24 protein-coding genes are annotated in these 23670 nt (G+C 68.5%); all 24 read right to left on the reverse strand.

The window, feature by feature from the left end; all coding sequences use genetic code 11:
- Window positions 1-6 precede the first annotated feature (6 nt).
- A complete protein-coding gene (coaBC, locus tag QQX04_RS10045; protein WP_301128753.1) occupies window positions 7-1242 on the reverse strand; it encodes a bifunctional phosphopantothenoylcysteine decarboxylase/phosphopantothenate--cysteine ligase CoaBC in 1236 nt (411 codons plus the stop codon).
- A 10-nt stretch (window positions 1243-1252) separates the two neighbouring features.
- Complete coding sequence (gene rpoZ, locus QQX04_RS10050; protein WP_301128755.1) at window positions 1253-1519, reverse strand: DNA-directed RNA polymerase subunit omega; 267 nt, start codon at window positions 1517-1519, stop codon at window positions 1253-1255.
- Between the two features lie 68 nt (window positions 1520-1587).
- Entirely contained in the window at window positions 1588-2142 is a 555-nt protein-coding gene (gmk, locus tag QQX04_RS10055) for a guanylate kinase (RefSeq protein WP_301128757.1), read from the reverse strand.
- Entirely contained in the window at window positions 2139-2453 is a 315-nt protein-coding gene (gene mihF / locus QQX04_RS10060; protein ID WP_301128758.1) for an integration host factor, actinobacterial type, read from the reverse strand. The genes gmk and mihF overlap by 4 nt, the downstream gene beginning before the upstream one ends.
- Window positions 2454-2472: 19 nt before the next feature.
- Complete coding sequence (pyrF, locus tag QQX04_RS10065) at window positions 2473-3330, reverse strand: orotidine-5'-phosphate decarboxylase (RefSeq protein WP_301128761.1); 858 nt, start codon at window positions 3328-3330, stop codon at window positions 2473-2475.
- Window positions 3331-3412: 82 nt separating this feature from the next.
- On the reverse strand, window positions 3413-6706 hold the full coding sequence (gene carB, locus QQX04_RS10070) for a carbamoyl-phosphate synthase large subunit (protein WP_301128763.1): 3294 nt from the start codon (window positions 6704-6706) through the stop codon (window positions 3413-3415).
- Between the two features lie 2 nt (window positions 6707-6708).
- The gene (carA, locus tag QQX04_RS10075) at window positions 6709-7833 is read right to left on the reverse strand and encodes a glutamine-hydrolyzing carbamoyl-phosphate synthase small subunit (protein WP_301128765.1); all 1125 of its coding nucleotides are present in this window, start codon (window positions 7831-7833) and stop codon (window positions 6709-6711) included.
- On the reverse strand, window positions 7830-9149 hold the full coding sequence (locus QQX04_RS10080; protein ID WP_301128767.1) for a dihydroorotase: 1320 nt from the start codon (window positions 9147-9149) through the stop codon (window positions 7830-7832). Before QQX04_RS10080 ends, carA begins: the two co-directional genes overlap by 4 nt.
- On the reverse strand, window positions 9146-10105 hold the full coding sequence (locus tag QQX04_RS10085; protein ID WP_301128768.1) for an aspartate carbamoyltransferase catalytic subunit: 960 nt from the start codon (window positions 10103-10105) through the stop codon (window positions 9146-9148). The genes QQX04_RS10080 and QQX04_RS10085 overlap by 4 nt, the downstream gene beginning before the upstream one ends.
- Window positions 10102-10653, reverse strand: a complete 552-nt coding sequence (gene pyrR / locus QQX04_RS10090; RefSeq protein ID WP_301128770.1) for a bifunctional pyr operon transcriptional regulator/uracil phosphoribosyltransferase PyrR — start codon at window positions 10651-10653, stop codon at window positions 10102-10104. The genes QQX04_RS10085 and pyrR overlap by 4 nt, the downstream gene beginning before the upstream one ends.
- Before the next feature lie 100 nt (window positions 10654-10753).
- Window positions 10754-11230 carry a transcription antitermination factor NusB gene (nusB, locus tag QQX04_RS10095; RefSeq protein WP_301128772.1) on the reverse strand — a complete coding sequence of 159 codons (477 nt, stop codon included), beginning with the start codon at window positions 11228-11230 and terminating at the stop codon, window positions 10754-10756.
- A gap of 126 nt (window positions 11231-11356) precedes the next feature.
- Window positions 11357-13096, reverse strand: coding sequence for a hypothetical protein (locus QQX04_RS10100; protein WP_301128773.1), 1740 nt, complete (start codon window positions 13094-13096; stop codon window positions 11357-11359).
- 62 nt (window positions 13097-13158) lie between these two features.
- Window positions 13159-13722, reverse strand: coding sequence for an elongation factor P (efp, locus tag QQX04_RS10105; RefSeq protein WP_301128775.1), 564 nt, complete (start codon window positions 13720-13722; stop codon window positions 13159-13161).
- A 65-nt stretch (window positions 13723-13787) separates the two neighbouring features.
- A complete protein-coding gene (locus QQX04_RS10110) occupies window positions 13788-14234 on the reverse strand; it encodes a type II 3-dehydroquinate dehydratase (protein ID WP_301128777.1) in 447 nt (148 codons plus the stop codon).
- A gap of 21 nt (window positions 14235-14255) precedes the next feature.
- Window positions 14256-15344: a 3-dehydroquinate synthase gene (aroB, locus tag QQX04_RS10115; RefSeq protein ID WP_301128779.1), complete on the reverse strand. Its 1089-nt coding sequence runs from the start codon at window positions 15342-15344 to the stop codon at window positions 14256-14258.
- Entirely contained in the window at window positions 15341-15862 is a 522-nt protein-coding gene (locus tag QQX04_RS10120; protein ID WP_301128781.1) for a shikimate kinase, read from the reverse strand. The genes aroB and QQX04_RS10120 overlap by 4 nt, the downstream gene beginning before the upstream one ends.
- Window positions 15862-17046: a chorismate synthase gene (gene aroC, locus QQX04_RS10125; protein WP_301128783.1), complete on the reverse strand. Its 1185-nt coding sequence runs from the start codon at window positions 17044-17046 to the stop codon at window positions 15862-15864. Before aroC ends, QQX04_RS10120 begins: the two co-directional genes overlap by 1 nt.
- Window positions 17047-17145: 99 nt before the next feature.
- Entirely contained in the window at window positions 17146-17979 is an 834-nt protein-coding gene (locus QQX04_RS10130) for a hypothetical protein (protein ID WP_301128785.1), read from the reverse strand.
- A 1-nt stretch (window position 17980) separates the two neighbouring features.
- Window positions 17981-18739, reverse strand: a complete 759-nt coding sequence (locus QQX04_RS10135; protein WP_301128787.1) for a hypothetical protein — start codon at window positions 18737-18739, stop codon at window positions 17981-17983.
- A complete protein-coding gene (pilM, locus tag QQX04_RS10140; RefSeq protein WP_301128789.1) occupies window positions 18736-19797 on the reverse strand; it encodes a type IV pilus assembly protein PilM in 1062 nt (353 codons plus the stop codon). The genes QQX04_RS10135 and pilM overlap by 4 nt, the downstream gene beginning before the upstream one ends.
- A 52-nt stretch (window positions 19798-19849) precedes the next feature.
- Window positions 19850-20650, reverse strand: coding sequence for a prepilin peptidase (locus tag QQX04_RS10145; RefSeq protein WP_301128791.1), 801 nt, complete (start codon window positions 20648-20650; stop codon window positions 19850-19852).
- Between the two features lies 1 nt (window position 20651).
- Entirely contained in the window at window positions 20652-22481 is a 1830-nt protein-coding gene (locus tag QQX04_RS10150) for a hypothetical protein (RefSeq protein WP_301128792.1), read from the reverse strand.
- 11 nt (window positions 22482-22492) lie between these two features.
- Complete coding sequence (locus QQX04_RS10155; protein ID WP_301128794.1) at window positions 22493-23092, reverse strand: hypothetical protein; 600 nt, start codon at window positions 23090-23092, stop codon at window positions 22493-22495.
- 11 nt (window positions 23093-23103) lie between these two features.
- Complete coding sequence (locus tag QQX04_RS10160; RefSeq protein WP_301128796.1) at window positions 23104-23544, reverse strand: PilV family protein; 441 nt, start codon at window positions 23542-23544, stop codon at window positions 23104-23106.
- Window positions 23545-23670 lie beyond the last annotated feature (126 nt).

Consider the following 23670-nt stretch of genomic DNA (forward strand, 5'->3'; position numbering starts at 1 on the left):
CGAGCATCACACCTGGTGACGCAGCCGCACGACCTGATCCAGGATCCCGTGGGCCACCACGAGCTTGGAGCCCTCGACCGACGCCACCTCGGCGCCCTGAGCGTCGAGCATCCTCACCGCGTTCGGCCGGTCACCGAAGCCCTTCGCGGCGCCGACCTCGTTGAGGCACAGCAGGTCCGCGCCCTTGCGCCGAGCCTTCGCGGCTCCGTGCTCAACGACGGAGCCTGAGTCATCGCCCGTCTCCGCAGCGAAGCCGACGACGAGCTGACCTGGCCGTCGCGCGGCCGTCAGGCGCTTGAGGATGTCCTCGGTCGGGACGAGCTCGAGGGTGAGCCCACCGTCGCCCGACTTCTTGATCTTGTGGCCGGCGACCTGCGCGGGACGGAAGTCCGCGACCGCGGCGGCCATGACGACCACGTCGGCGCTCTCCGCCTGTGCGCGCATGGCCGCGCCCAGCTCGGCAGTGGTCGACACGTCGATGCGTGCGATCCCCTCCCCGACCGGAAGGTTCACATGCGCCGCGACGACGGTGACGTCGGCCCCGCGCTCGCGCGCCGCCTCAGCGAGCGCGAAACCCTGGTGTCCGGTGGAACGGTTGCCGAGGAAGCGCACCGCGTCGAGCGGCTCGCGCGTCCCGCCGGCGCTGACGACCACGCGCACGCCGTGGAGGTCCCCCCAGCCTTCTGCACCGCCCGATGCCCGGAGCGCCGGGGTGATGCCGTCGACCACCTGATAGAGCGCCGAGACGATGTCCTCGGGATCGGGCAGACGGCCCGGGCCGGAGTCGGGACCCGTGAGCCTGCCGACCGCGGGTTCGATCACATGCACGCCTCGTTCACGCAGCGTCGCCACGTTCGCACGGGTGGCGGGGTTCTCCCACATCTCCGTGTGCATCGCGGGAGCGACCACCACGGGGGCTGACGTGGCCAGGAGCGCGTTGCCCAGAAGGTCGCGCGCCTCTCCCCTGGCCATCGACGCCAGGAAGTCCGCAGTCGCAGGAGCGACGAGAACGACATCGGCGCGCTGGCCGAGCCGCACGTGCTGCACCGAAGGCACGTCCTCGAACGTATCCGTCGGCGCCGGGGCGCCAGACAGGGCCTCCCAGGTGGAACGCCCGACGAAGTTCAGCGAGTTGGCGGTGGGGATCACTCTGACCGAGTGACCATCCTCCGCCAGGCGTCGCAGCACGAGAGCGACCTTGTAGGCGGCGATGCCGCCCGTCACCCCCAGCAGGACGCGCATGCGGCGCGGGCTACTCTGCGTCGTCGCCGAGCTCGAGCAGTCCGCCCGCGTTGATCTCGCGCAGCGCGACCGACAGCGGCTTGTCGGTCTGGTCGGCCTCGACGAGCGGGCCCACGTTGTCGAAGTGGCCCTCGCCGAGGACCTCGTAGTACGAGTTGATCTGACGCGCACGCTTCGAGCTGTAGATCACCAGCGCGTACTTCGAGTCCACCTTCTCGAGAAGCTCGTCGATCGGCGGGTTGGTGATGCCCTGGGGGTCTGCGACGGTTCCAGCCACGTCATGCTCCTTGCATTGCTTGAGGTCGTGCTTCGATAGGCGGGGCCTTGCCCGCAAACCTGCTCAGTCTACCGTGCGGCGTCAACCAGAGCGGCGAGACCCGCCACGGCGGTGTCCAGCTCGTCGTTGACGAGCTCCTCGTCGAACTCGGAGACGGCGGCGAGCTCCTGACGAGCCGTGTGGAGCCGACGCTCGCGCTCCTCCTCGGACTCGGTGCCGCGGCCCACGAGGCGCCGCACCAGCTCCTCCCATGACGGCGGCGCCAGGAAGACGAACAGCGCCTCTGGCATCGCCTCGCGCACCTGGCGGGCGCCCTGGAGATCGATCTCGAGCACGCAAGGGACGTCCTTCGCCAGACGCTCCTCCACCGGCCGGCGGGGGGTGCCATAGCGGTGGGTGCCATGCACCGTCGCCCACTCGAGCAGCTCCCCATCCGCGATCATGCGATCGAACTCGGCATCCGACACGAAGAAGTAGTGCACGCCGTCGATCTCGCCCGGGCGCGGCGCGCGCGTCGTCGCCGATACCGACACCCAGATCTCAGGCCGTGCCTCGCTCAGAGCGCGCACCACTGTTCCCTTGCCGACCGCCGTAGGGCCGGCAAGCACGACGAGTCTGCTCACTGGCGCTCGCGCGCCAGCAGCGCCTCGACCTGATGCGTTCCGAGACCGCGGATACGACGGGCGTGCGAGATTCCGATGTCGTCCATGACGACGATCGCGCGCTTGGGCCCGATGCCCGGCAGGCACTGCAGGAGATCCTTGACACGGATCCCGGCGAGCGCCTCGTCGGACTTCGCCTTGGAGATCGCCTGCTCGAGCGTCATGCCGCCGCCCGCGAGATCCTCCTTGAACACGCGCCGTGCGGAACGCACGGCCGTCGCCTTCACCAGCGCTTCGGCGCGCTGCTCCTGTGACAGCTCCGGAGTGGCCATGGACCTTTCCTCCTCGTCGCTAGTCCTGCACGTCCGCGGACTGCAGGGTGTACTGCGCTGCACCGGCGGCCGCCTGGATCGCGCCGCGCAGCTTCTCCACGAAAGGTCCCGCGTTGAGGACCCCTCGCGACTGGTTCACGAGCACGCGCGATCGCGCGTCGCCGAATACCTGCAGCAGCTGCTGAGGTCCCGCACCCTGCGCGCCCACGCCGGGCGACAGGATCGGTCCGTTGAACGATCCGAGGTCGATGCCCAGATCCTTGACGGCATCGCCGACGGTGGCACCGACGACGAGACCGACGTCTCCCATGCGCTCCGCACCCTCGTTGAGCACGTTCGCCTGCCGCACGATCGCTCCTGCGACGGACTCGCCGTCAGCGGTGCGCGCGTGCTGCACCTCCTTGCCCTCGGCGTTCGACGTGAGAGCAAGGACGAAGACTCCCTTGCCGGTGTGCGCGGCAAGGTCGAAGGCAGGCTGGAGCGAACCGAAGCCGAGATACGGGGACACCGTGATCGCGTCGGCCTCAAGCGGCACACCCTCGGACAGGTAGGCGTCCGCGTAGCCCTCCATCGTGGAGCCGATGTCTCCACGCTTCGCGTCGAGGATGGTCAGGATCTCGAGCTCACGCGCCCGGCCGAGCACATGCTCGAGCGCGGCCACGCCTCGAGCACCGTGACGCTCGAAGAAGGCGGCGTTGGGCTTCACGGCCGCAGCGGAGCGCACACACGCCTCGAGGACGGTCTCGCCGAACGCGGCCAGGCTCTCGGCGGAGTCGTTGAGGCCCCACCGTGCAAGCAGCTCCGGATGCGGGTCGATGCCCACGCAGAGCGGACCGGCCTCGTCCATCGCCGCGGCCAGCCGTTCACCGAATGCCATCCTGCTCCTCCTGTCGGGTGGGCGGACAGCCCACCTGGTCGAACACCCTCATCGTACCCATGTCACCGGCTGATTGCAGGGACTATGCGTGAGCCTCCTGGAGGCTCAGCACCTCGAACCCTCCGTGCTGGAGCGCCTCGATCGCTTGAACGGCTGCCGAGAGCTGCTGCGTGGTGGTGATGATCGCGGCGTCCGCGGACGTCGCCGCCGCACGGATCTCGTAGCCGTCGGCGCGCGCGCCCTGACCCGAGGGCGTGTTCACCACGAGGTGCACCTCGCCCGACTGGATGAGGTCCACGATGGTCGGCTCGCCTGCGGGACCGCGTCCCTCGAAGTGCTTGCGCACCACCTCGGCGGGGATGCCGTTGCGCGCGAGGACCTGCGCGGTCCCCTCGGTCGCGAGGATGCGGAAGCCGAGCTGGTGAAGGCGGGCGATCGGGAACGTGATCGACCGCTTGTCCCTGTCCGCCATGGACACGAACACGGTGCCCTCGGTGGGCAGTCCCCCGAAGGCTCCTGCCTGGGACTTGGCGAACGCGAGCGGGAACGTCGAGTCGAAGCCCATGACCTCGCCCGTCGAACGCATCTCGGGTCCGAGCACCGTGTCGACGGCCAGGCCCTCGTGCGTACGGAAGCGACGGAACGGAAGCACCGCCTCCTTGACCGCGAGCCGCTGGGACATGTCGATCGTCGCCGCGTCGTCAGCCGGCAGCACTCCGTCGCGACGCAGGTCCGCGATCGACGAACCCGCCATGAGCAGCGAGGCGGCCGTCGCAAGCGGCACGCCCGTGGCCTTCGCCACGAAGGGCACCGTGCGGGACGCGCGGGGGTTCGCCTCGAGCACGTAGAGCACGTCGCTCACGAGCGCGTACTGCACGTTCATCAGCCCGCGCACACCGATGCCCTTCGCGAGGGCCTCCGTGGAGCGGCGGATCCGGTCCAGCTCCTTGGCGGAGAGCGTGACGGGCGGCAGGACGCACGCGGAGTCGCCGGAGTGGATGCCGGCCTCCTCGATGTGCTCCATCACGCCGCCCAGGAACAGCTCCTCGCCGTCGTAGAGCGCGTCCACGTCGATCTCGATCGCGTCGTCCAGGAAGCGGTCCACGAGCAGCGGGGCGTCGGTGGCGTGGTCACCCACCGAGTCCATGCGGGTCCCGTAGTCCTCGAGCTGTGCGCGGTCGTAGACGATCTCCATGCCGCGTCCGCCGAGCACGTACGAGGGGCGCACGAGCACCGGGAAGCCGATGCGCTCCGCGATCTCGATCGCCTGCTCGATGCCGCGCGCAGTGCCGTAGGCGGGCGCGGGGAGCTCGGCGGCGTCGAGCACCTTGCCGAAGGCCTCGCGGTCCTCGGCGTTGTCGATCGCCTCGGGCGAGGTGCCCAGGATCGGGACGCCGGCGTCGGCCAGGCGCTGCGCGAGGCTCAGCGGCGTCTGACCGCCCAGCTGGACCAGCATGCCCTTGACCGGGCCCGCAGCCTTCTCCGCCTCGTAGACCTCCATGACGTCCTCGAACGTGAGCGGCTCGAAGTAGAGCCTGTTCGCGGTGTCGTAGTCGGTCGACACGGTCTCGGGGTTGCAGTTGACCATGACGGTCTCGTAGCGGTCCTTGAGGCTGAGCGCCGCGTGCACGCACGAGTAGTCGAACTCGATTCCCTGACCGATGCGGTTGGGGCCCGAGCCGAGGATGAGGATCGCCTCGCGCTCGCGCGGGGCGACCTCGTTCTCGGCGTCATACGAGCTGTAGTGGTACGGGGTGCGCGCCTCGAACTCGGCCGCGCACGTGTCGACCGTCTTGAACACCGGCGTGACGCCGAGCGCCTGACGCGCCTCGCGCACGTCCTCGACCTCGAGCCCGCGCAGCGACGCGATCTGCTCGTCGGCGAGCCCGTGACGCTTCGCGTCCCGCAGCACGCTCTCGGTGAGCTCGGGGGCCTTGGCCACGGAGTCCGCGATCTCGTTCATCAGCAGCATCTGGTCCAGGAACCACGGGTCGATGCGGCAGGCCTCGTAGACGCGCTCGAGCGTGAGGTCGCCCGCATGGACGGCGCGCAGCAGCTGCTGCACCTGGATGAAGCGGCCCTCGGTGGGCGTCCTGATCGCCTCGAGGAGCTCCTCGATCTCACCGCCGACGGGCGCGTCGCCCCGCCAGTGGAAGTTCACGTTCTTCTTGTCGATCGAGCGCAGCGCCTTGCCGAGCGCCTCGGTGAACGAGCGGCCGATGCTCATCGCCTCGCCCACCGACTTCATGGTGGTGGTGAGGACCGGGTCGGCAGCCGGGAACTTCTCGAACGCGAAGCGAGGCACCTTCACGACCACGTAGTCGAGCGTCGGCTCGAACGACGCGGGGGTGGACCCGGTGATGTCGTTGGGGATCTCGTCGAGCGTGTAGCCGAGCGCGAGGCGGGCGGCGATCTTGGCGATCGGGAAGCCCGTCGCCTTCGACGCCAGCGCGGACGACCGCGAGACGCGCGGGTTCATCTCGATCACGATGAGGCGCCCGGTCTCGGGCTCCACTGCGAACTGGACGTTGCAGCCGCCGGTGTCCACGCCGACCTCGCGGATGATCGCGATGCCGACGTCGCGCATGCGCTGGTACTCGCGGTCGGTGAGGGTCATCGCGGGCGCCACGGTCACGGAGTCGCCGGTGTGCACGCCGACGGGGTCCACGTTCTCGATCGAGCAGACGACCACGACGTTGTCGTGCTTGTCGCGCATGAGCTCGAGCTCGTACTCCTTCCACCCGAGGATGGACTCCTCGAGCAGCACCTCGGTGGTCGGCGAGTAGTGCAGGCCCTGGCCGCCGATGCGCCGCAGGTCCTCCTCGTCCCACGCGAAGCCGGAGCCGAGGCCGCCCATCGTGAAGGAGGGACGGACCACGACCGGGTACTTGAGGTCCTCTGCCGCGGCGAGGAGCTCCTCCATCGTGTGGCAGATGGCCGAGCGGGCCGAGTCGGCGCCGCAGCGCTCCACGACGCCCTTGAACAGCTCGCGGTTCTCGCCCAGGTTGATCGCCTCGAGGTTGGCGCCGATCAGCTCGACGCCGTGCTTGTCGAGGATGCCGGCCTCGGCGACCGCGATCGCGGCGTTGAGGGCCGTCTGACCACCCAGGGTGGGCAGGAGAGCGTCGGGCTTCTCCTTCTCGATGATCCGCTCGATCACCTCGACCGTGATCGGCTCGACGTACGTGGCGTCAGCGAACTCGGGGTCGGTCATGATCGTCGCGGGGTTCGAGTTCACGAGGATCACCCGGACGCCCTCGGACTTGAGGACACGGCACGCCTGGGTGCCGGAGTAGTCGAACTCGCAGGCCTGGCCGATCACGATGGGACCGGAGCCGATGACCAGCACGGAGTTGATGTCGTCGCGCTTGGGCATCGTCAGCGCTCCCCCTTCATGAGGTCGGTGAACCGGTCGAACAGGTAGGCGGCGTCGTGGGGACCCGCGGCCGCCTCCGGGTGGTACTGCACCGAGAAGGCAGGGATGTCGAGGCACTCGAGGCCCTCGACCACGTCGTCGTTGAGGCACACGTGGCTCACCTTGACGCGGCCGTAGCCGGCAGGCGAGTCGCTGTCGCCATCGAGCGGGGCGTCGACGGCGAAGCCGTGGTTGTGCGCGGTGATCTCCACCTTGTCGGTGGTGCGGTCCATCACGGGCTGGTTGATGCCGCGGTGGCCGAAGGGCAGCTTGTAGGTGCCATAGCCGAGCGCGCGGCCGAGCAGCTGGTTGCCGAAGCAGATGCCGAAGAAGGGCACCTTGGCGTCAAGCACCTTGCGCAGCTCTCCCACGGAGCGCTCCGCGGCGGCAGGGTCGCCGGGGCCGTTGGAGAAGAAGACACCGTCGGGCTTCATGGCCAGGATCTCCTCCCCCGTCATGGTCGACGGGACGACGGTGACGCGCATGCCACGCTCGGCCATCCGCTCAGGGGTCATCGCCTTGATGCCGAGGTCGACCGCGACCACGTGAAGTCCGGTGTCGGTGCCGTCCTTGGGCGCGATCTCGTAGGGCTCGTCCACGGAGACGGCGTCGGCCAGGTGCGCGCCGGCCATCTCCTCGGCGTTCTTCACGCGGGTCACCAGCTCGTCGACCGGGGCGAGCGCATCGCCCGAGAAGATGCCGGCACGCATGACCCCCTCGCGGAGGATGCGCGTCAGCTGGCGGGTGTCGATCCCCGAGATGCCGACGATCCCCTGGTCCACGAGCATGTCGTCGAGGCTGCGGGTCGCGCGCCAGTTCGACGGCACGCGTGCAGGGTCGCGCACGACGTACCCGGCGACCCAGATCCGGGTCGACTCGTCGTCCTCGTCGTTGACGCCGGTGTTGCCGATGTGCGGCGCGGTCATCACGACGATCTGACGGTGATAGCTCGGGTCGGTGAGCGTCTCCTGGTAGCCGGTCATGCCGGTGTTGAAGACGATCTCGCCGAGCGTCTGCCCGGCGGCGCCGTAGCGCTTGCCTTCGAACACCTGCCCGTCCTCGAGGACGAGCAGAGCCGTGTCTGTCACGCGGGGACTCCTTCAGTCGGGGGGTTCAGGCTCGCATCGATGTGGGTCGGCGCGCCACGCAGGAGCGTGACGACAGCGCGGCCCGGCAGCTCGATGCCACCGTACGGGGTGTTGCGGGCACGCGAGGACAGCGCGTCGGCGGACACGGTCCACGCGGCCTTCGGGTCCACGAGGGTGATGTTGGCGGGCTCGCCCACGGCGAGCGGGCGGCCGTGAAGGTGGTCCACCTTGCCGATGCGCGCGGGGTTCTCCGACATCACGCGGGCGACGTCGCGCCACGTCATGAGACCGGAGTCCACGAGCACCTTCTGGACCACGCCGACCGCGGTCTCGAGGCCGAGCATGCCGAACGACGCGGCGGCCCATTCGCAGTCCTTGTCCTCGCTCGCGTGCGGGGCGTGGTCGGTCGCGATGATGTCGATCGTGCCGTCGGCCACGGCGGCACGGAGCGCCTCGACGTCGTCCTCGGTGCGCAGTGGCGGGTTGACCTTGAACAGCGGGTCGTAGGTGCGCGCCGACTCATGGGTGAGGAGCAGGTGGTGAGGCGTGGCCTCGGCCGTGACGGCGATGCCGCGATCCTTCGCCCAGCGCACGATCTCCACGGAGCCGCGGGTGGACAGGTGCTGGACGTGCACCCGCGAGCCGACGTGCTCGGCGAGCAGCGCATCGCGCGCCACGATCGACTCCTCGGCGACGGCGGGCCAGCCGGCGAGACCGAGCTCGGCGGACACCTCGCCCTCGTGCATCTGCGAGCCCTCGGTCAGGCGAAGGTCCTGCGCGTGCTGCACCACGGCGCCGTCGAACGTCTTCACGTACTCCAAGGCACGACGCATGATCACCGGGTCGTAGACGCACACGCCGTCGTCGCTGAAGAGGCGGACGCGCGCACGGGAGTTGGCCATCGCGCCCATCTCGGACAGGTGCTCGCCCTTGAGGCCCACGGTGACCGCGCCCACCGGGAACACGTCCACCAGTCCGATCTCCTGCCCGCGCGAGTAGACCTGCTCGACCACGCCGGCCGTGTCCGACACCGGGTTGGTGTTCGCCATAGCGTGGACGGCGGTCCAGCCGCCGACCGCGGCGGCACGCGAGCCGGTCTCGATGGTCTCGGCGTCCTCGCGGCCAGGCTCCCGTAGGTGCGTGTGGAGGTCCACCAGTCCGGGCAGCGCGACGAGGCCCGACGCGTCGATCTCCCAGGCGCCCTCCGGCGCGTCGACGGTCTCGCCGACCTGGGTGATGACGCCGTCCTCGACGACGATGCTGGCGGTCGTGTCGCCGTACAGCGACGCGTTCAGGATGACGATGGGGCGGCTCACTGCGCGCCCTCCTCTCCGGCAAGAAGCAGATACAGGGCGGCCATCCGCACGGCGACGCCGTTGCCCACCTGCTCCACGATCACGGAGCGGGGCGAATCGGCGGCCTCGGCGGAGATCTCCAGGCCACGGTTCATGGGTCCAGGGTGCATCACGATCGCGTGCTCGGGCAGGCGTCCCAGGCGGTCGCCGTCGAGCCCGAACAGGCGCGTGTACTCCTCGGGGCTCGGGAAGAAGGCCGAGCCACCTCCCGTCATGCGCTCGCGCTGGACCCGAAGCATCATGAGCGCGTCGATGTCGTAGCCCTCGATGGCCTCGTCGAGCGTGTGCACCACGTCGCACGGCCACCGCGCGATCCCGACGGGCACCAGCGTCGGAGGAGCCACCAGGACGACCTTGGCGCCCAGCGTGTGGAGGAGCTGGACGTTCGAGCGGGCCACGCGGGAATGGAGCACGTCGCCGACGATCGCGACCGTCAGTCCGTCGAGTCCGGCACCCTCGGGCGAGCCGACGAGGTGCCGGCGCATCGTGAACGCGTCCAGCAGCGCCTGGGTGGGGTGCTGGTGCGTGCCGTCTCCCGCGTTGAGCACGCTCCCGTGCAGCCACCCGCCATGGGCCAGCTGGTAGGCGGCGCCCGACGCCCAATGGCGCACGACGACAGCGTCGGCTCCCATCGCCTGAAGCGTCAGAGCGGTGTCCTTGAGGCTCTCCCCCTTCGACACGCTCGAGCCCTTGGCGGAGAAGTTGATGACGTCCGCGCTAAGGCGCTTCGCGGCGGCCTCGAACGAGATGCGCGTGCGGGTCGAGTCCTCGAAGAAGAGGTTCACGACCGTCTTGCCGCGCAGCGTAGGCAGCTTGCGGACCTCGCGCTCCTGAGTGGCCGCCATCTGGCCCGCCGTGTCGAGGATCAGGATCGCGTCATCGCGGGACAGGTCCTGAGTGCTCAGCAGATGCCTCATGCGTCGGACCTCCCTGCGGAGAGGATCACGGCGTCGTCGCCGTCGATCTCCTCCAGATGGACGTCCACGCGCTCGCTGCGCGACGTCGGCAGATTCTTGCCCACGAAGTCGGCACGGATCGGCAGCTCGCGATGGCCACGGTCCACGAGGACGGCGAGCTGCACCGCCTTCGGCCGGCCCAGGTCCTTCACCGCATCGAGGGCGGCGCGGATCGTGCGGCCGGTGTGAAGCACGTCGTCGACCAGGACGACCACCTGGTCGTCGATGCCCGCCGACGGGACCCTCGTGGTGCCGATCGCGCGCGTCGGCTGCTTGTGGAGGTCGTCTCGGTACATCGTGATGTCGAGAGCGCCGCACCGCGCGTCGGCATCGAAGTCGGGCTCGACCTCGGCGATGCGATGTGCGATCCGCTCCGCGAGCGGAAGCCCACGAGTCGGGATCCCGAGGAGGACGACGGAATCGGCTCCGTCGTTGCGCTCCAGGATCTCGTGGGCGATACGGGTGAGCGCGCGGCCGATATCGGGCGCGCCGAGCAGGGTGCCGGTCAAGGCGACCTCCTTCTCCGCCTCACAGGACGGTGGTTAAAGGGTGTCGAGACAAGGGTAGCGGACGCGCACCGGTGTCGCGCCGCGGGTCAGCGGGATGGCGTCAGTCGGCGGAGGACGCCGACTCGGCAGGCTCGACCGCGTCGTCGTCCTCGGCGGAGATGTCCGACGGGAGCGCCGGCGCGTCGCGCGCGATCTTGCCGAGCACGCCGTTGAGGAACTTGGGCGAGTCGTCCGTCGACAGATCCGCGGCGAGGTCCACCGCCTCGTCGACCGCGACGGCGGTCGGCACGGACGGGTTGAACAGGATCTCCCAGGTGGCGATCCGCAGCAGGGCGCGGTCCACGGCAGGCATACGCGTGAGCGACCAGTCCGGCGAGGCCTCCTGGATCAGCGCGGTGATCTCCATCCACCGCGACACGACGCCGCGCACCAGCTCCTCGGAGTACGCGGGAAGCGGGGTCTCGCGTCCAGACTCGGAAAGGCGCTGCTCCAGCACGTCGGCGACGTTCGCGCCCTTCTGGTCCGCCTCGAAGAGGATGTCGAGCGCGCGCTTGCGGGCCTTGGTGCGTGCGGCCATGGGCTGGGTGCCTCCTGAGATCGGTGTGCTGCGTCGGGCAGCGCGGATGCGACTCACAAGGATACGCGGTAGGAGGGGCGCGTCGGGAATCGTCATCGGCCGATCGGAGCCGTTGCAGCCCCGCCGCTACCCTCCCAGCGGCACGGGCTCAGCCACCAGACCTTGACGGAGGAGATCGTCCTGCAACGGGCCCGGGAACACCCACAGGTTGAGGAGCCCTTGAGCGCCGTCCCCCCACAGGAGCCCACCAACGTCCGCAGGATCCTGCACGGAGAACGGCGCGATGTACACCGCCACGTCCTCGGGCAGATCATCATAGGCGGACACCGACACCACCAGATCCCTCGCGCCGAAGACCACGGAGTTCCCCTCGGTACCTGAGCCGGGATCGAGCCACAAGACCTCCCCCGAGTTCAGAATCTCCTGCGGAAGCGGCGTGTCGTCCGAGGACCTCGCGTCGGAGCGGAGCGCAGGGCTCATGGCGTCGTACCCCAGCGTGATCGCCGCCCAGATCACGAGAAGTCCAGGCACCACCGCCGAACGAACCAGCGAGAGCACGCCGACTGCGACGGTGAGCAGGAGGCCGACGCCGACGATCGTCCCCCAGTTCTGCATCTCGCCGTTGCCGTACCGTTCAGTGCTGAGCCACGGCGCGACGCCGAACACATGCATGTCCACCCAGTACTGGGTCACGCTCATCTGAGGGACAGTGATCGCGAGGAAACCGACCCCGAGAGCAGCACTGACCGCGACGACAAGCGCGACGAGCCCCGGCCACACGACCCGCACCAGAACGGCGGCTCCGATCACTGCGAGCACCACCCAGAGCTGCTCGTTGTAGCGGCCGTAGAACCACGTATCGAGCCTCAGCGACGCTGCTGGCTTCAACTGGAGCACAGCGAGCGCCAGCGACCCTGCCGTAGCGAGCAGGATCAACGTCGCCAGGCTGTCGGTCCGGGCCTTCCTGGCAAGGAACAGCACAGCGACCACCACCACGGCGGGAAAGGCGATCGTGGGGTACCACAACTGGCCGACAAGTGCCCCGATGCTCCCCTGCACCGAGCCATTGCTCAACTCCGAGACGGTGGTCGATGTGCGTGAGTCGTCGAGCAGCACCTGAGCTGAGACCGCGCGATAGAGCAGATAGGCGAGGCCTGACCCCAGGAGCAACGCACCGAGGGTGGCTGCCGCAATCCGCACCTCATGGCGGAACACCCAGACGACCCAGATCGCCACAGCGACGCCGAGCGCGAGGGCCCGTCCATGCGCGAGGAACGCGACCGACGCTGCCGAACCGAGCAGGATGCCCGCTCCGATGGTCCTGACACGTACCAGCCTGTCTGCCAGCACCAGCGAGGTGGCCGTCGCCAGCAGCAGCAACGACTCCGATGCCAGGTAGTTGGACATCAGTGCCGGAGCCGGAGCGATCGTCGGGACGGCGGCCGTCACGATTGCGGTGCGCACCGTGAGCCCCGCGCGTCGGGCGAGGAGCGCGAGCGGCCAGATCGCCGCCATGGCCAGCGCCACAGTGATCGCGATCCCGCCCTGATAGACGGTGGCCGGGTCCTGCGTGAACCACCACGCAGGCGCCATGAGAATCGCGAGCCCCGGCATGTACCCGGAGCCCGAGAGCTGCCATCCCGGGTCCACCCCGGCGATGGCACGCGAGTAGCCGACCATCACGATCTCGTCGAGCGAGTTCGTGGGGTACGAGGCGCCCCACGCGACGACCACGTGGATCGTGGTGACCGCCAGCAGCACGAGTGCGACCACGGGCCACGAGGCGTCCCAGGCGACGTCCGCCCGCCTGGCGAGGAGGCGGCGCATCACCTGAACCGGCGCGCGGCCCCTGCTCACCGAGATCATGCGCGTGACCGTATCAGTCCTCCCGGTGCCGAACGTCCACCTGGAGGCCGTCTTCAGCTGTCTCAGTCGTTGACGCGCCCCAGGTACTCACCCGTGGAGGTGTTGACCTTGACCTTGACCGGCGCCTCGAGGAACAGCGGCACCTGGATCTCCTTGCCGGTCTCGAGGGTCGCCGGCTTGGTGCCGCCCGAGGAGCGGTCGCCCTGGAGGCCGGGCTCGGTGTACGTCACCTCGAGCACGACCGAGGCCGGGAGCTCGAGGAAGATGGGGTTGCCGTTGTGCGAGCCGATGGTCGCGGACTCGTTCTCGAGCAGGTAGTCGGTCGCGTCGCCCATGACGGCCGGCGACACGGGCACCTGGTCGAACGAGGTGGGGTCCATGAAGATGAAGTCCGTACCGTCGTTGTACAGGTACTGCATGTCCCGACGGTCAACGGTCTCGAACTCGACCTTGGCGCCAGCGTTGAACGTCTTGTCGACAACCTTGCCCGAGAGCACGTTCTTGAGCTTGGTGCGCACGAACGCGCCGCCCTTGCCGGGCTTGACGTGCTGGAAGTCCACGACGGACCAGAGGTTGCCGTCGAGGTTGAGCACGGAGCCGTTCTTGATGTCGTTCGAGGTCGCCACGTCTAGTCCTTCGTGTATCGCTTCATGTGGTCGCACGCCGTGCGCGCGACGGGCCGCAGATGATTCTAGCCGAGGCGGCCGGCGAGCGCGGTGATCGCCAGCCGGTACGAGTCAGTGCCGAATCCGGCGATCGTGCCGGTGGCGATGCCAGAGATCACCGAGGTGTGCCGGAACTCCTCGCGCGCATGCGGGTTCGTGAGGTGGATCTCGATCAGCGGCAGGCTCGCCGCCGTGACCATCGCGCACGCGTCACGAAGCGCATACGAGTAGTGCGTGAAGGCGGCAGGGTTGAGGATCACGGGCGTGCCGGCGTCGACGGCCTGATGCATCCATCCGACCAGCTCGGACTCGTCGTCGGTCTGCCGGACGTCCGCCGTCGCACCGAGGATCTCGTCGGCCCAGCCTCTGCACAGCTGGGAGAGCGCGTCGAAGCTCGTGCTGCCGTACTTCTCTGGCTCGCGCGAGCCGAGCCTTCCGAGATTCGGGCCGTTGGCGATCAGAACGGTGGTCATGACCCCAAGGCTATCCGTGGGTCACGAGCTCACGGCGTCGTACGCGCCCACGAGCAGTGCTGGGTCGGGACCTTCGAGCCGGACGGGGTTACCGATGCCCTGCAGCACGACGAACCGAAGCAGGTCGCCTCGAGTCTTCTTGTCACGCCGCATCGCCGTGAGCAGCGCGTCCCAGCGTCCCGGCGGGTACGTCGTCGGCAGACCGAGCGAGGACAGGATCGCCCGGTGGCGGTCGACGTCCGCCTCGGACAGCTTCCCTGCAAGGTGCGCGAGCTCCGCGGCGAACACCATGCCGACCGCGACGGCGGAGCCGTGACGCCACTGGTAGCGCTCCGTGTACTCGATCGCGTGCCCGAACGTGTGCCCGTAGTTGAGGATCTCGCGCAGGTGCGACTCCTTCAGGTCCGCGGCGACCACCTCGGCCTTCACGCGGACCTTGCGGGTGATGAGCTCCTCGAGGACCTCCAGGGCCTCCGGCGAGAGCTGCTCTGCTTTCAGCGCGTCCGCGTGATCCTCGACCAGGTCGAGGATCACGCCGTCGCGGATGAACCCGCCCTTGACGACCTCGGCCAACCCAGCCACCCGGTCGTAGGCCGGCAGCGTCTCCAGCATCGCCAGATCGCACCACACCGCGTGCGGCTCGTGGAACGCGCCGACCAGGTTTTTCCCCTCGGTGGTGTTGATGCCCGTCTTACCGCCCACGGCCGCGTCGACCATGGCGAGCACCGTCGTCGGGACCTGCACGACCGCGATCCCACGCATCCACGTGGCGGCGACGAAGCCCGCGAGGTCGGTGACCGCTCCACCACCCACGCCGACGACCACGTCCGAGCGGGTGAAGTCCGACTTGCCGAGCACCTGCCAGCAGAATGCGGCCACCTCAGCCGTCTTTCCCGACTCCGCGTCGGGCACCTCTGCGAGCACGGCTTCCCGTCCGGAGGCCTCGATACGCGCGCGCATGACGTCGGCCACCTGCCTCAGCGGCGCCGCGTGGACGACCAGCACCTTGCGTGAGGCGGCCGGCAGCTCCTGGACCGCCCGCTCGAGCAGGCCCGTGCCCACGGTCACGTCGTAGGGTGCACCGGACTCGACCCTCACCGTGGCTGTCATGACCCTTCCCCTTCGGCGATCGTCGCGGCGACGGCGGCAGGCGTGAGGCCATCCGTCATCACGACTCGCGTGGCGATCCGCTCGTAGACGGGACGGCGGGCCTCCATGAGCTCGAGCCAGCGCTGGCGCGGGTTGCCCGCGAGAAGAGGACGCGCGGCGTTGAGACCCACCCGCGGGGCCGCCTTGGACAGCGAGACGTCGAGGAACACGACCTCTCCCCCGGCCGCGACATACGAGACGAGCCTCTCCTCGGTGCGAGGGTCCATGATCGCCCCGCCGCCTAGGGAGAGCACTCCGGTGTGCTCAGAAAGCGCATGAGCGACGGCGTGAGCCTCCTGCTCCCGGAACCGCTCCTCTCCGTCGTCGATGAAGATGTCGGCGATCGACTTCCCTGCCGACTTCTCGACGTCGTGGTCGGTGTCCCGCCACTCCACGCCGAGCAGCTGTGCCAGGCGCGTGCCGACGGAAGACTTCCCGCTTCCCGGCGGCCCGATGAGGACGACGCGTGGCCCGCCCATCAGCGCAGGTGCTCGGGGACGGAGGCGCGGTACGACTCGATGTTGCGTCGGACCTCCTCGACCGAGTCACCGCCGAACTTCTCGAGGAGAGCGTCGGCCACGGTCAGCGCCACCATCGCCTGCGCGACGACCGCCGCAGGAGCCACTGCGCAGACGTCGCTGCGCTGGTGGATGGCCTTCGCCGCCTCACCGGTCTCGGTGTCGATCGTGTCGAGCGCGCGTGGCACGGTGCTGATCGGCTTCATCGCGGCGCGGACCCGCAGCGGTTCGCCGTTCGTCATGCCACCCTCAAGACCGCCCGCCCGGTTGGTGCGGCGCGTGACGCCTCCATCGCGGTACTCGATCTCGTCGTGCGCCTGCGAGCCGCGGCGTGCGGCCGTGCGCAGTCCGTCACCGATCTCGACCCCCTTGATCGCCTGGATGCCCATCATCGCTGCGGCCAGGCGCGCGTCAAGGCGGCGATCCCAGTGCACGTGACTTCCGAGGCCGACGGGCAGACCGTAGGCCACGACCTCGACGACGCCGCCGAGCGTGTCACCGGCCTTCTGGCACTCGTCGATCTCCGCGATCATCTCCGCAGCGGTCTCAGCGTGAAAGCAGCGGATCGGGTCCTCGTCGAGCGCTGGGGTCGCGTCGGCCGGCGGCAGCGGCGCGTCGTCGGGGATGGTGACCGGGCCCACCTGCACCGTGTGGGCCACGAGCCGGATCCCAGCGGCCTGCTCGAGGAAGTTCTCAGCGACCTGGCCGAGTGCCACCCTCGCGGCTGTCTCGCGGGCCGACGCCCGCTCGAGGACCGGACGAGCGTCGTCGAAGGCGTACTTCGTCATGCCCACCAGGTCCGCGTGCCCAGGGCGGGGCCGCGTCAGCGCGGCCGCCCTGGCTCCCGTGAGCTCCTCCGGGTCCACGGGATCGGCGTTCATGACCGTCTCCCACTTGGGCCACTCGGTGTTGCCGACCATGATCGCGACCGGGCCACCCTGGCTGACGCCGTGCCGCACCCCGCCCAGGATCGTCACCGCGTCCTGCTCGAACTTCATGCGCGCGCCACGCCCGTAGCCGAGCCGTCGACGTGCCAGAGCACCCTGGATCTCAGCCGTCGTGACCTCGACACCCGAGGGAAGCCCTTCGAGAGTGCCGACCAGCGCCGGGCCGTGCGATTCGCCTGCAGTGAGCCATCTCAGCATGGCTCACATTCTTGCATGTCAGATCAGCCCGTCCGGATGGTGAGACACGTCGGGCCGGGCCCTCGTCAGAGGAACCCGGCCCGATGAAGCGAGGAGCGGCTACGGGGTCTCGATGAACCCGTCGTCCTGCGGAGTGGCCGGCTCCAGCACGTCCTCATCGATGATGCTGAGGTCCGCCTCGTGGATGTAGAGGGCACCCGTGATCGTCGCAAGGATGTCGTTGTCGGTCCCGGTGCGGTCCTCAAGGATGTCGTCCGTGGTGCCCGAAGTCTGAGTGACCTCGTAGACCTGGAAGAGCTGCTGCTCAGGATCAGCCATCGCAGTGACGAACCTGTCCACCTGGGTGGCATTGCCGACGATCTCGAACACCACCTCGACCCGTCGGATGTCGCCTGTGACCGAGGCCTCGCCTCCGCGAGGCGTCACGACCGCGGTCCACGTGCCGGGAGGAGTGACCACGGTGCCGTCCGCAGCGGTGGACGGCGCGGCCTGGGGTGTGTCGGATGACACGCCGATCGGTCCAGTCGTGAAGAGCTGCGCCACCTGGTTCGACACCAGGATCCCGGGCTCGAGCTCCCACCCGTCGACGCTCTCGCCCTCCTCGAGGCTGACGGAGATCAATGCGACGTTGGTGCCGTCGAGCGCGGCGAGCACCCGGGTCCTGAAGCCCTCCACATCGAAGCGCGACGGAGCATTGAGGTCGATCGCGGCGGCGATCGTGTCATCCGCGTCAAGCAACGTCTGGTATTCGTCGAGCCGGGCGGAGTTGCCCTCGATCACCGCGGTGTTGGAGCGGATCGACTCCGCCTCGGTCGCGGCCTCCGCAGCTCCCTCGATCTGCGGCTGGATCGCGAGGAACCAGCCGATCACCGCGACGAGCACGATCCCGAGTACCGCCAGTGCCGCCACAGGCGCATAACGTGAGTTCAGCATGTCAGCCCTCCTCTGAGGCGCTCGGGACGGGTGTCGGCGACGGTTCGACCGTCGGGCCGATGATGGGCGCGAGCGCCGAGTCGACGGCGGTCAGACCGTCGGTCGGGATCAGCCGGCCGGTCAGCAGCAGGTCGGTGAGCACTCCCTCGCCCTCAAGCCTCCAGTACGAGTCGGCGCCGTCGGAGCCGACGGCCTCGGTGACACCACGCACGTTTGCGATGCCGGGCACCGCCTCGAGGCTGGCGATCAACGCGTTCGCGGCCTCGAGGGACTCGGCGTGGGCGATGAACGACACGGTGCCGATGCTTCCCCCGAAAACCGACCCATCGGACGTCGTGTCAACGACTCCCAGCGCCGACGGACCCTCGAGGTGAATCTCCTCGAACCGGGTCTCGCCACTCGCCGTGCCCTGGATCGACGCAGTGAGCTGCGCATAGTCGATCTCACCGAAGCCGATCTGCGCCAGCGTGAACTCCTCCTGCTCTCGCTCGAGCACGTCGTAGTAGATCTGTGCCTTCCCGTCGCGTTCGGCAACGGCAGCGAGCTCGTCCTCGACGGCGCTGTCACGATCGGCCTCGATGGCGACGCGCGCGATGAACGCCAGGACGAACCCCACGATCACCACGGCGACGGCGATGAGCACCACGAGCACCGCGGTGGTGATCGCGGCCCGCATCTTCTTCTTCTCGGCGATCTCCTGCGGGATGACGTTGATCCCCGGCAGGCGCGGAGCGCCGTACTTCTGTGCGATCGGGTTCACTTCTCGCTCCTCATCGCCAGGCCGATGACGGTCGCGAACTCCTGCTCGTAGGGAGCGATCGCGTCACGGCTCACCTTCTTGCCGAAGCCCAGGCCCTGGAGCGGCCCTCCGATCATCACCGGAAGCCGCGTCGCGCTCGCAAGGGCCTGGCCGAAGCCGGCCATGCGGCTGCCTCCGCCCGTGAGGACCACCCGCTCGACCGCGCCTCCGGGGTTCGAGCTGGCGAAGTACACCAGGGTGTTTCGCACCGCCTCGATGAGCGGGCTCATCGCGTGGGAGACGGTCTCCGCGTACGGGCGACGCGCAGGGTCGCTGGTCGCGAGATCCATGCCGACCTCGAGCTTCAGGTGCTCGGGATCAGCCGCGGTTCCCTTGAGAGCGCTCTTGAGCGCCGCCGTCGCGTCGTTGCCGCCTTGCGGCATCACCCGCACCAGGCGGGGCATGCCTCCCTGGGAGACCGCAACGGTCGTGCTGTACGCACCCACGTCGACGAAGGCGACATTGGAGCCCATGAGCTCGCCTCGGCAGCCGCTGCGCCACAGCCCGAGCGCGTTGAGGTCTACCGCGGTGACGGACAGCCCCGCCTTCTCGACAGCCTCGATCGCGTCGCGCACCACCTCACGCGGTGCCGCGACGAGGAGTCCGCGCAGGCTCGTCCCGCTGTCGGCGGCGATCTCATGCGTGGGATAGAAGTCGAGGTTCGCCTCATCCGCAGTCATCGGCAGCTGGTCCTCGACGTGGAACGCCAAGGAGGACCGCACCTTGTCGAGCGGCTGCGCGGGCACCACGACCTCGCGCACGATCACGCTGGGCTGTCCGATGCCTACGGTCACGGTCTTCTGCGAGGGCTTGGCCGCCGCGATCGCGTCCCTGATGGACTGCGCGAGCGACCCAGGCTCCTCAATCGTGCCGTCCTTGATCACGCCTGCGGGAACGGACGCCGCACCGAAGGCATGCAACGTCGCACCCTCCCGCGGGTCGGCCCCTCCCCCGGCTTCCACCTCTGCGACCCGGACGATGGACGTCCCGATGTCGACAGCTAGCGTCTTCTTGCCCACTGTGCCCTCCTCCTCTGCACCAACGCGAATATCGGCATTAAGAACGTTCTACTCAAGCAATGTCGAGGCCTACGAGCCCCAAGTACCACGACGCCACGGCGCCTCCGACGACAAGCCCTGTCACGGCTCCTGCGAACATCCATGGACCGAACGGGATGGTCACGCCGTGGGAACGTCGCGATGCGATCATCGAGACGATCCCGAAAGCCGCGCCCCACACGAACGCCGCGAACCCTCCGACCGCCAGGACATCCCACCCGAACCACGCGAGCAGCGCGCCAAGCGTCGGAGCAAGCTTCACATCCCCGAAGCCCATCCCCTTGGGGTAGAGAAAGAACGCCAGGAAGTACAGCAGTCCGAGAACCGCAGCACCGATCAGTGCGCGAAGGGCGGCACCCCAGTCACCGGTCGCAGCGGCGCCGACCAGGATCACCGCGCCCACGTAGATCGCGAATGCGCCGGTCAACGGGTTCGGCAAGCGACGCGTCTCCAGATCGATCGCCGAGAGCACCACGCCGAAGTACGCGAGACCCAGCGCGAGCGCGGTCCCCACAGTGAGTCCGCCGACTGCCACGATCCCCGCGAACAGCACGCCGACGAGGCCTTCGATGATCGGGTACCGAGGGCTGATGGGCTCGCCACAGTCTGCGCATCGCCCTCGAAGCACGAGCCAACCCACCACAGGAACGTTGTGGCGTGCCCTGATCCGGGCGCCGCATGCCGGACATGCGCTCGGAGGGCTCACGATGGACGCACCGCTGGGGACGCGGTGAATCAGCACGTTGGCGAAGGACCCGAGGGCGAGCCCGATCAACCCGGCGAGAAGCGCCAGGAGCGCGGTGGATCCTGTCACGTCAGCCGAAGAGGTCGTAGCGGGAGATCAGCTGGAAGTCCGGCGTGTCGTTCTCGTTCGGCGTCGCGTTCGTGTTCGACGGAACCCCGATCATGCTCATCTTCAGGTCGAAGGAGTTATGCAGCTGCACATTGCCGGCGTAGAGCTGACCGGTCCACGGGTCCGACTGCGAGTCCCATCCCGTGTCCTGCTGGAACGAGCACGGAGTGTAGGCCAGCATGTCGACGCCCACGACCTTGAACTTCTGGAAGTACAGGTCCTGGCTGATACCGGTCGACGTATAGCGGCTGCTCTGCGGGGTGCAGATCGGAGTGATCTGGCTCGCCTCACCAGCGCTCACCCAGGTCACGTTGGGAGCGTCTGCAGGAACCATCCACACGAGCTCAGGCCGGTCCGGCGCATCGGTGACGATGTCCACCTGGTTGTCGATGTGGAAGCCGCTCTTCGACACGAGACCCAGGTCTCCGTGAACCACGAGGTCTGAGTGCTGAGCGAAGTAGACCGGCGTCGTGCACTCGTCGAAGATCACCAGCGCCTTGCCCTCGTCGCCGTAGTCGGCGGCATTGATCGCGTTGAGCGCGGCGGGCGTGCTGCATGCTGAGGCGTCCAGGATGTTCACCTTGTACCCGTCCGCCTGCCAGAGGAGAATGTCCTCCTCATTCATGGTGAAGTAGGGGAACTCCTCGCGAGGCGGCGCCACCACCTCAGTCGGGTAGCCGAGCGGCGCGGGGAGGCCGGCGATGGAGGGCCTCGGCGCCGTGCCGATGACCTTGCTCCCCGCATTGAGGTCGTTCGCGATGACAGGCGCGGTCGCCACACCGACCACGTTCGCGCGGCGTGCGTTGGTGGTGATCTCGGTGTTGGAGGCGGCGTTGCCGTCCGTCCTCGCGCTCGCCAGCATCGAGAGCGTGAGCGCGCTGTGGACGTTTCGTGTGATCTCGCTCTTGTCGTTGAGGGTCACCGCGCCCGCGAGCGACACCACGTTGCCGCCTACCGCGGTCGCGACCTCGATGCCGCCGTTGGCGATCACCGAACCCGTGACCTCAGAGTTCGAGTGGACGAGCTCGATCGCGGTGGACGCGGTCGAGGCGGAGTAGATGTCACCGTTGACGAAGGTTCCCGCCTTGAAGAAGATCGTGCCGGAGGCCCAGACATCGAGCTGGATGTTGCAGTCGTTCACGAACTCCACGTCGCCGTGCGCGGCGTAGAGGCTTCCTTCAATCGTCTCCTGCGTATTGCAGGTGAACCCGCCGTTCGTGTACACGTGAGCGTCGGAGGCCCCAGACGTGCTCTCCGACACCGTCGTGTTGGAGGTGATCTCGGTCGACGCCTCAGAGAAGATCGCCTTGTCGAGAGGCATCTCCTCGGGAGTGGCGAGCAGCACCGCTTCGACCGTCTTGGACACCGTCTCGTTGGCCACCGGGACGTTTCCCGAGACCGCCGTGGACTGGAGGGTGACGCCGCTTGCGATCTGAGTCGCGCTGGGGCATGAGACGGGGTCGGCGAGGCCCACGATGTCGTAGGCCGTCGTGACCGTCACATCGTCGTCGTTGATGACGAAGGTCAGCGGACCGCACACGGTGGGGAGCTCGGAGTACTTCTTGCCTTCGAGCAGGCCCATCACCATGTCGATGCCTGCGTCCGCGGAGGCAAGCACCCGCATGTCCGCGCGCGACTTCGCGCTGAAGGCGGTGTTGAAGATCGTGACGGACACGAGCGTGGTGATCACGATCGCGCCCACGGACATGATCATGAGGGTCATCACGAGAGCGGCGCCGCTGTCGCGGTCCGATGCTCCCCGCAGCCTCTGCAGAATTCCTGTCCTGGACACGTTCGTCTCCCTCACTTGCACGACAGAGTCAGGTCCGCCTGCTTGCGCAGGGAGACGCTCTTCACGAAGTCGATGGGCGCGCGATCCTGGAAGGCGTCGGCGCGCAGCTGAATGGTCACGGCTTTGCCCGCTCCGTACTTGTCCTCAAGGCCGAAGACAGGGTCCCCGTCGATGCTCGACATGTCGGTGCGCACCAGCGGCCAGGCGTCGGTCGCCGCGCGGATCGCAGTCGCGCCGGAGGCGTTGAAGGCCGGAGAGGTGTCGACGTTGTCGGTACGCGTCGTGCGCCTCAGCTCGCCGCTGGTCTCGTCGTAGTAGTAGCCGACGCACCGCGCGACGTTGGCGCCCGACGCATCGGCCTTGCGGGTGAGGATGACGAGCAGGTCGCCGTCACCGCTCACCTCGGCCCAGTCCGCGCTGCGCAGGTCGTACTCGAGCTCCTTGAACACAGTCTGGATCTCGTTGGTCGCCTCGGCGGTTGCACGCGCATAGCGTTCGTGGGTGATGATGTTGATGTAGAGCGATCCTGCGATCAGCAGCGCGAGCACGAGCAGCACCATGTAGACGATCAGCTCCACGAGCGTCACGCCGTCGTCGTCCTGGGCCTTCATGTGAAGCCTCCTCATGGCTGGAACTTCACAAGGATGTCGGTGGTGGTCGTCACCACGGGGTTGCTCGCCTCGGGAGCACTTGAGTTCGCAGTCACGGTCAGTCGCATCACCTGCACCGGGTCGCGCTCGCCGCTCGCGCTGGCGCGGACACATGGCGAGGCGAGGCTGCCGGACACGGTGATCAGGACGCCACGTCCGTCAGAGACTGTCGTGGTGGGAAGGGCTGCCCCCTCGAGGACGTCGCAGTCGCCAGCGACGGAGGCTGCGCGCACATCCTCGATGCGCTGCTGCACGGCCTCGGCGGCGGTGGAGTTGGTGCCGTTGTTGGCGGTGATCTGCAACGCCGAGATCACGGCGGAGATCATCGCCATCATGATGATGAGGAGCAGGAGCATGGAGATCATGACCTCGGTCAGCCCGAAGCCCTCATCGTCCCTCAGCTTGTGATTCATGGCCCCTCACCTCCCCGTCACTCTAGCAATCAAGAAACCCCGTCGTGGGGGGGGGGGGGGGGGGCGGCCCCCCCCCCCCCCCCCCCGGCCGGCGGGACAGGCGGGGGGGGTGGGGGCGTTGCAGCC

The sequence above is a fragment of the Demequina zhanjiangensis genome, assembly GCF_030418315.1.
Taxonomy (GTDB): Bacteria; Actinomycetota; Actinomycetes; order Actinomycetales; family Demequinaceae; genus Demequina; species Demequina zhanjiangensis.

Bases quoted from the DNA above. Each gene is read 5' to 3' on its own strand.
- QQX04_RS10155 (WP_301128794.1), bottom strand. From the start codon at position 23,092: ATGAAGGCCCAGGACGACGACGGCGTGACGCTCGTGGAGCTGATCGTC.
- QQX04_RS10120 (WP_301128781.1), bottom strand. From the start codon at position 15,862: ATGGGCGGGCCACGCGTCGTCCTCATCGGGCCGCCGGGAAGCGGGAAG.
- QQX04_RS10160 (WP_301128796.1), bottom strand. From the start codon at position 23,544: ATGAATCACAAGCTGAGGGACGATGAGGGCTTCGGGCTGACCGAGGTC.
- nusB (WP_301128772.1), bottom strand. From the start codon at position 11,230: ATGGCCGCACGCACCAAGGCCCGCAAGCGCGCGCTCGACATCCTCTTC.
- QQX04_RS10110 (WP_301128777.1), bottom strand. From the start codon at position 14,234: ATGACCACCGTTCTGATCGCCAACGGCCCGAATCTCGGAAGGCTCGGC.
- QQX04_RS10130 (WP_301128785.1), bottom strand. From the start codon at position 17,979: ATGCTGAACTCACGTTATGCGCCTGTGGCGGCACTGGCGGTACTCGGG.
- mihF (WP_301128758.1), bottom strand. From the start codon at position 2,453: ATGGCCACTCCGGAGCTGTCACAGGAGCAGCGCGCCGAAGCGCTGGTG.
- aroB (WP_301128779.1), bottom strand. From the start codon at position 15,344: ATGACAGCCACGGTGAGGGTCGAGTCCGGTGCACCCTACGACGTGACC.
- pyrF (WP_301128761.1), bottom strand. From the start codon at position 3,330: ATGGCATTCGGTGAACGGCTGGCCGCGGCGATGGACGAGGCCGGTCCG.
- QQX04_RS10085 (WP_301128768.1), bottom strand. From the start codon at position 10,105: ATGAGGCATCTGCTGAGCACTCAGGACCTGTCCCGCGATGACGCGATC.
- QQX04_RS10100 (WP_301128773.1), bottom strand. From the start codon at position 13,096: ATGATCTCGGTGAGCAGGGGCCGCGCGCCGGTTCAGGTGATGCGCCGC.
- aroC (WP_301128783.1), bottom strand. From the start codon at position 17,046: ATGCTGAGATGGCTCACTGCAGGCGAATCGCACGGCCCGGCGCTGGTC.
- coaBC (WP_301128753.1), bottom strand. From the start codon at position 1,242: ATGCGCGTCCTGCTGGGGGTGACGGGCGGCATCGCCGCCTACAAGGTC.
- carB (WP_301128763.1), bottom strand. From the start codon at position 6,706: ATGCCCAAGCGCGACGACATCAACTCCGTGCTGGTCATCGGCTCCGGT.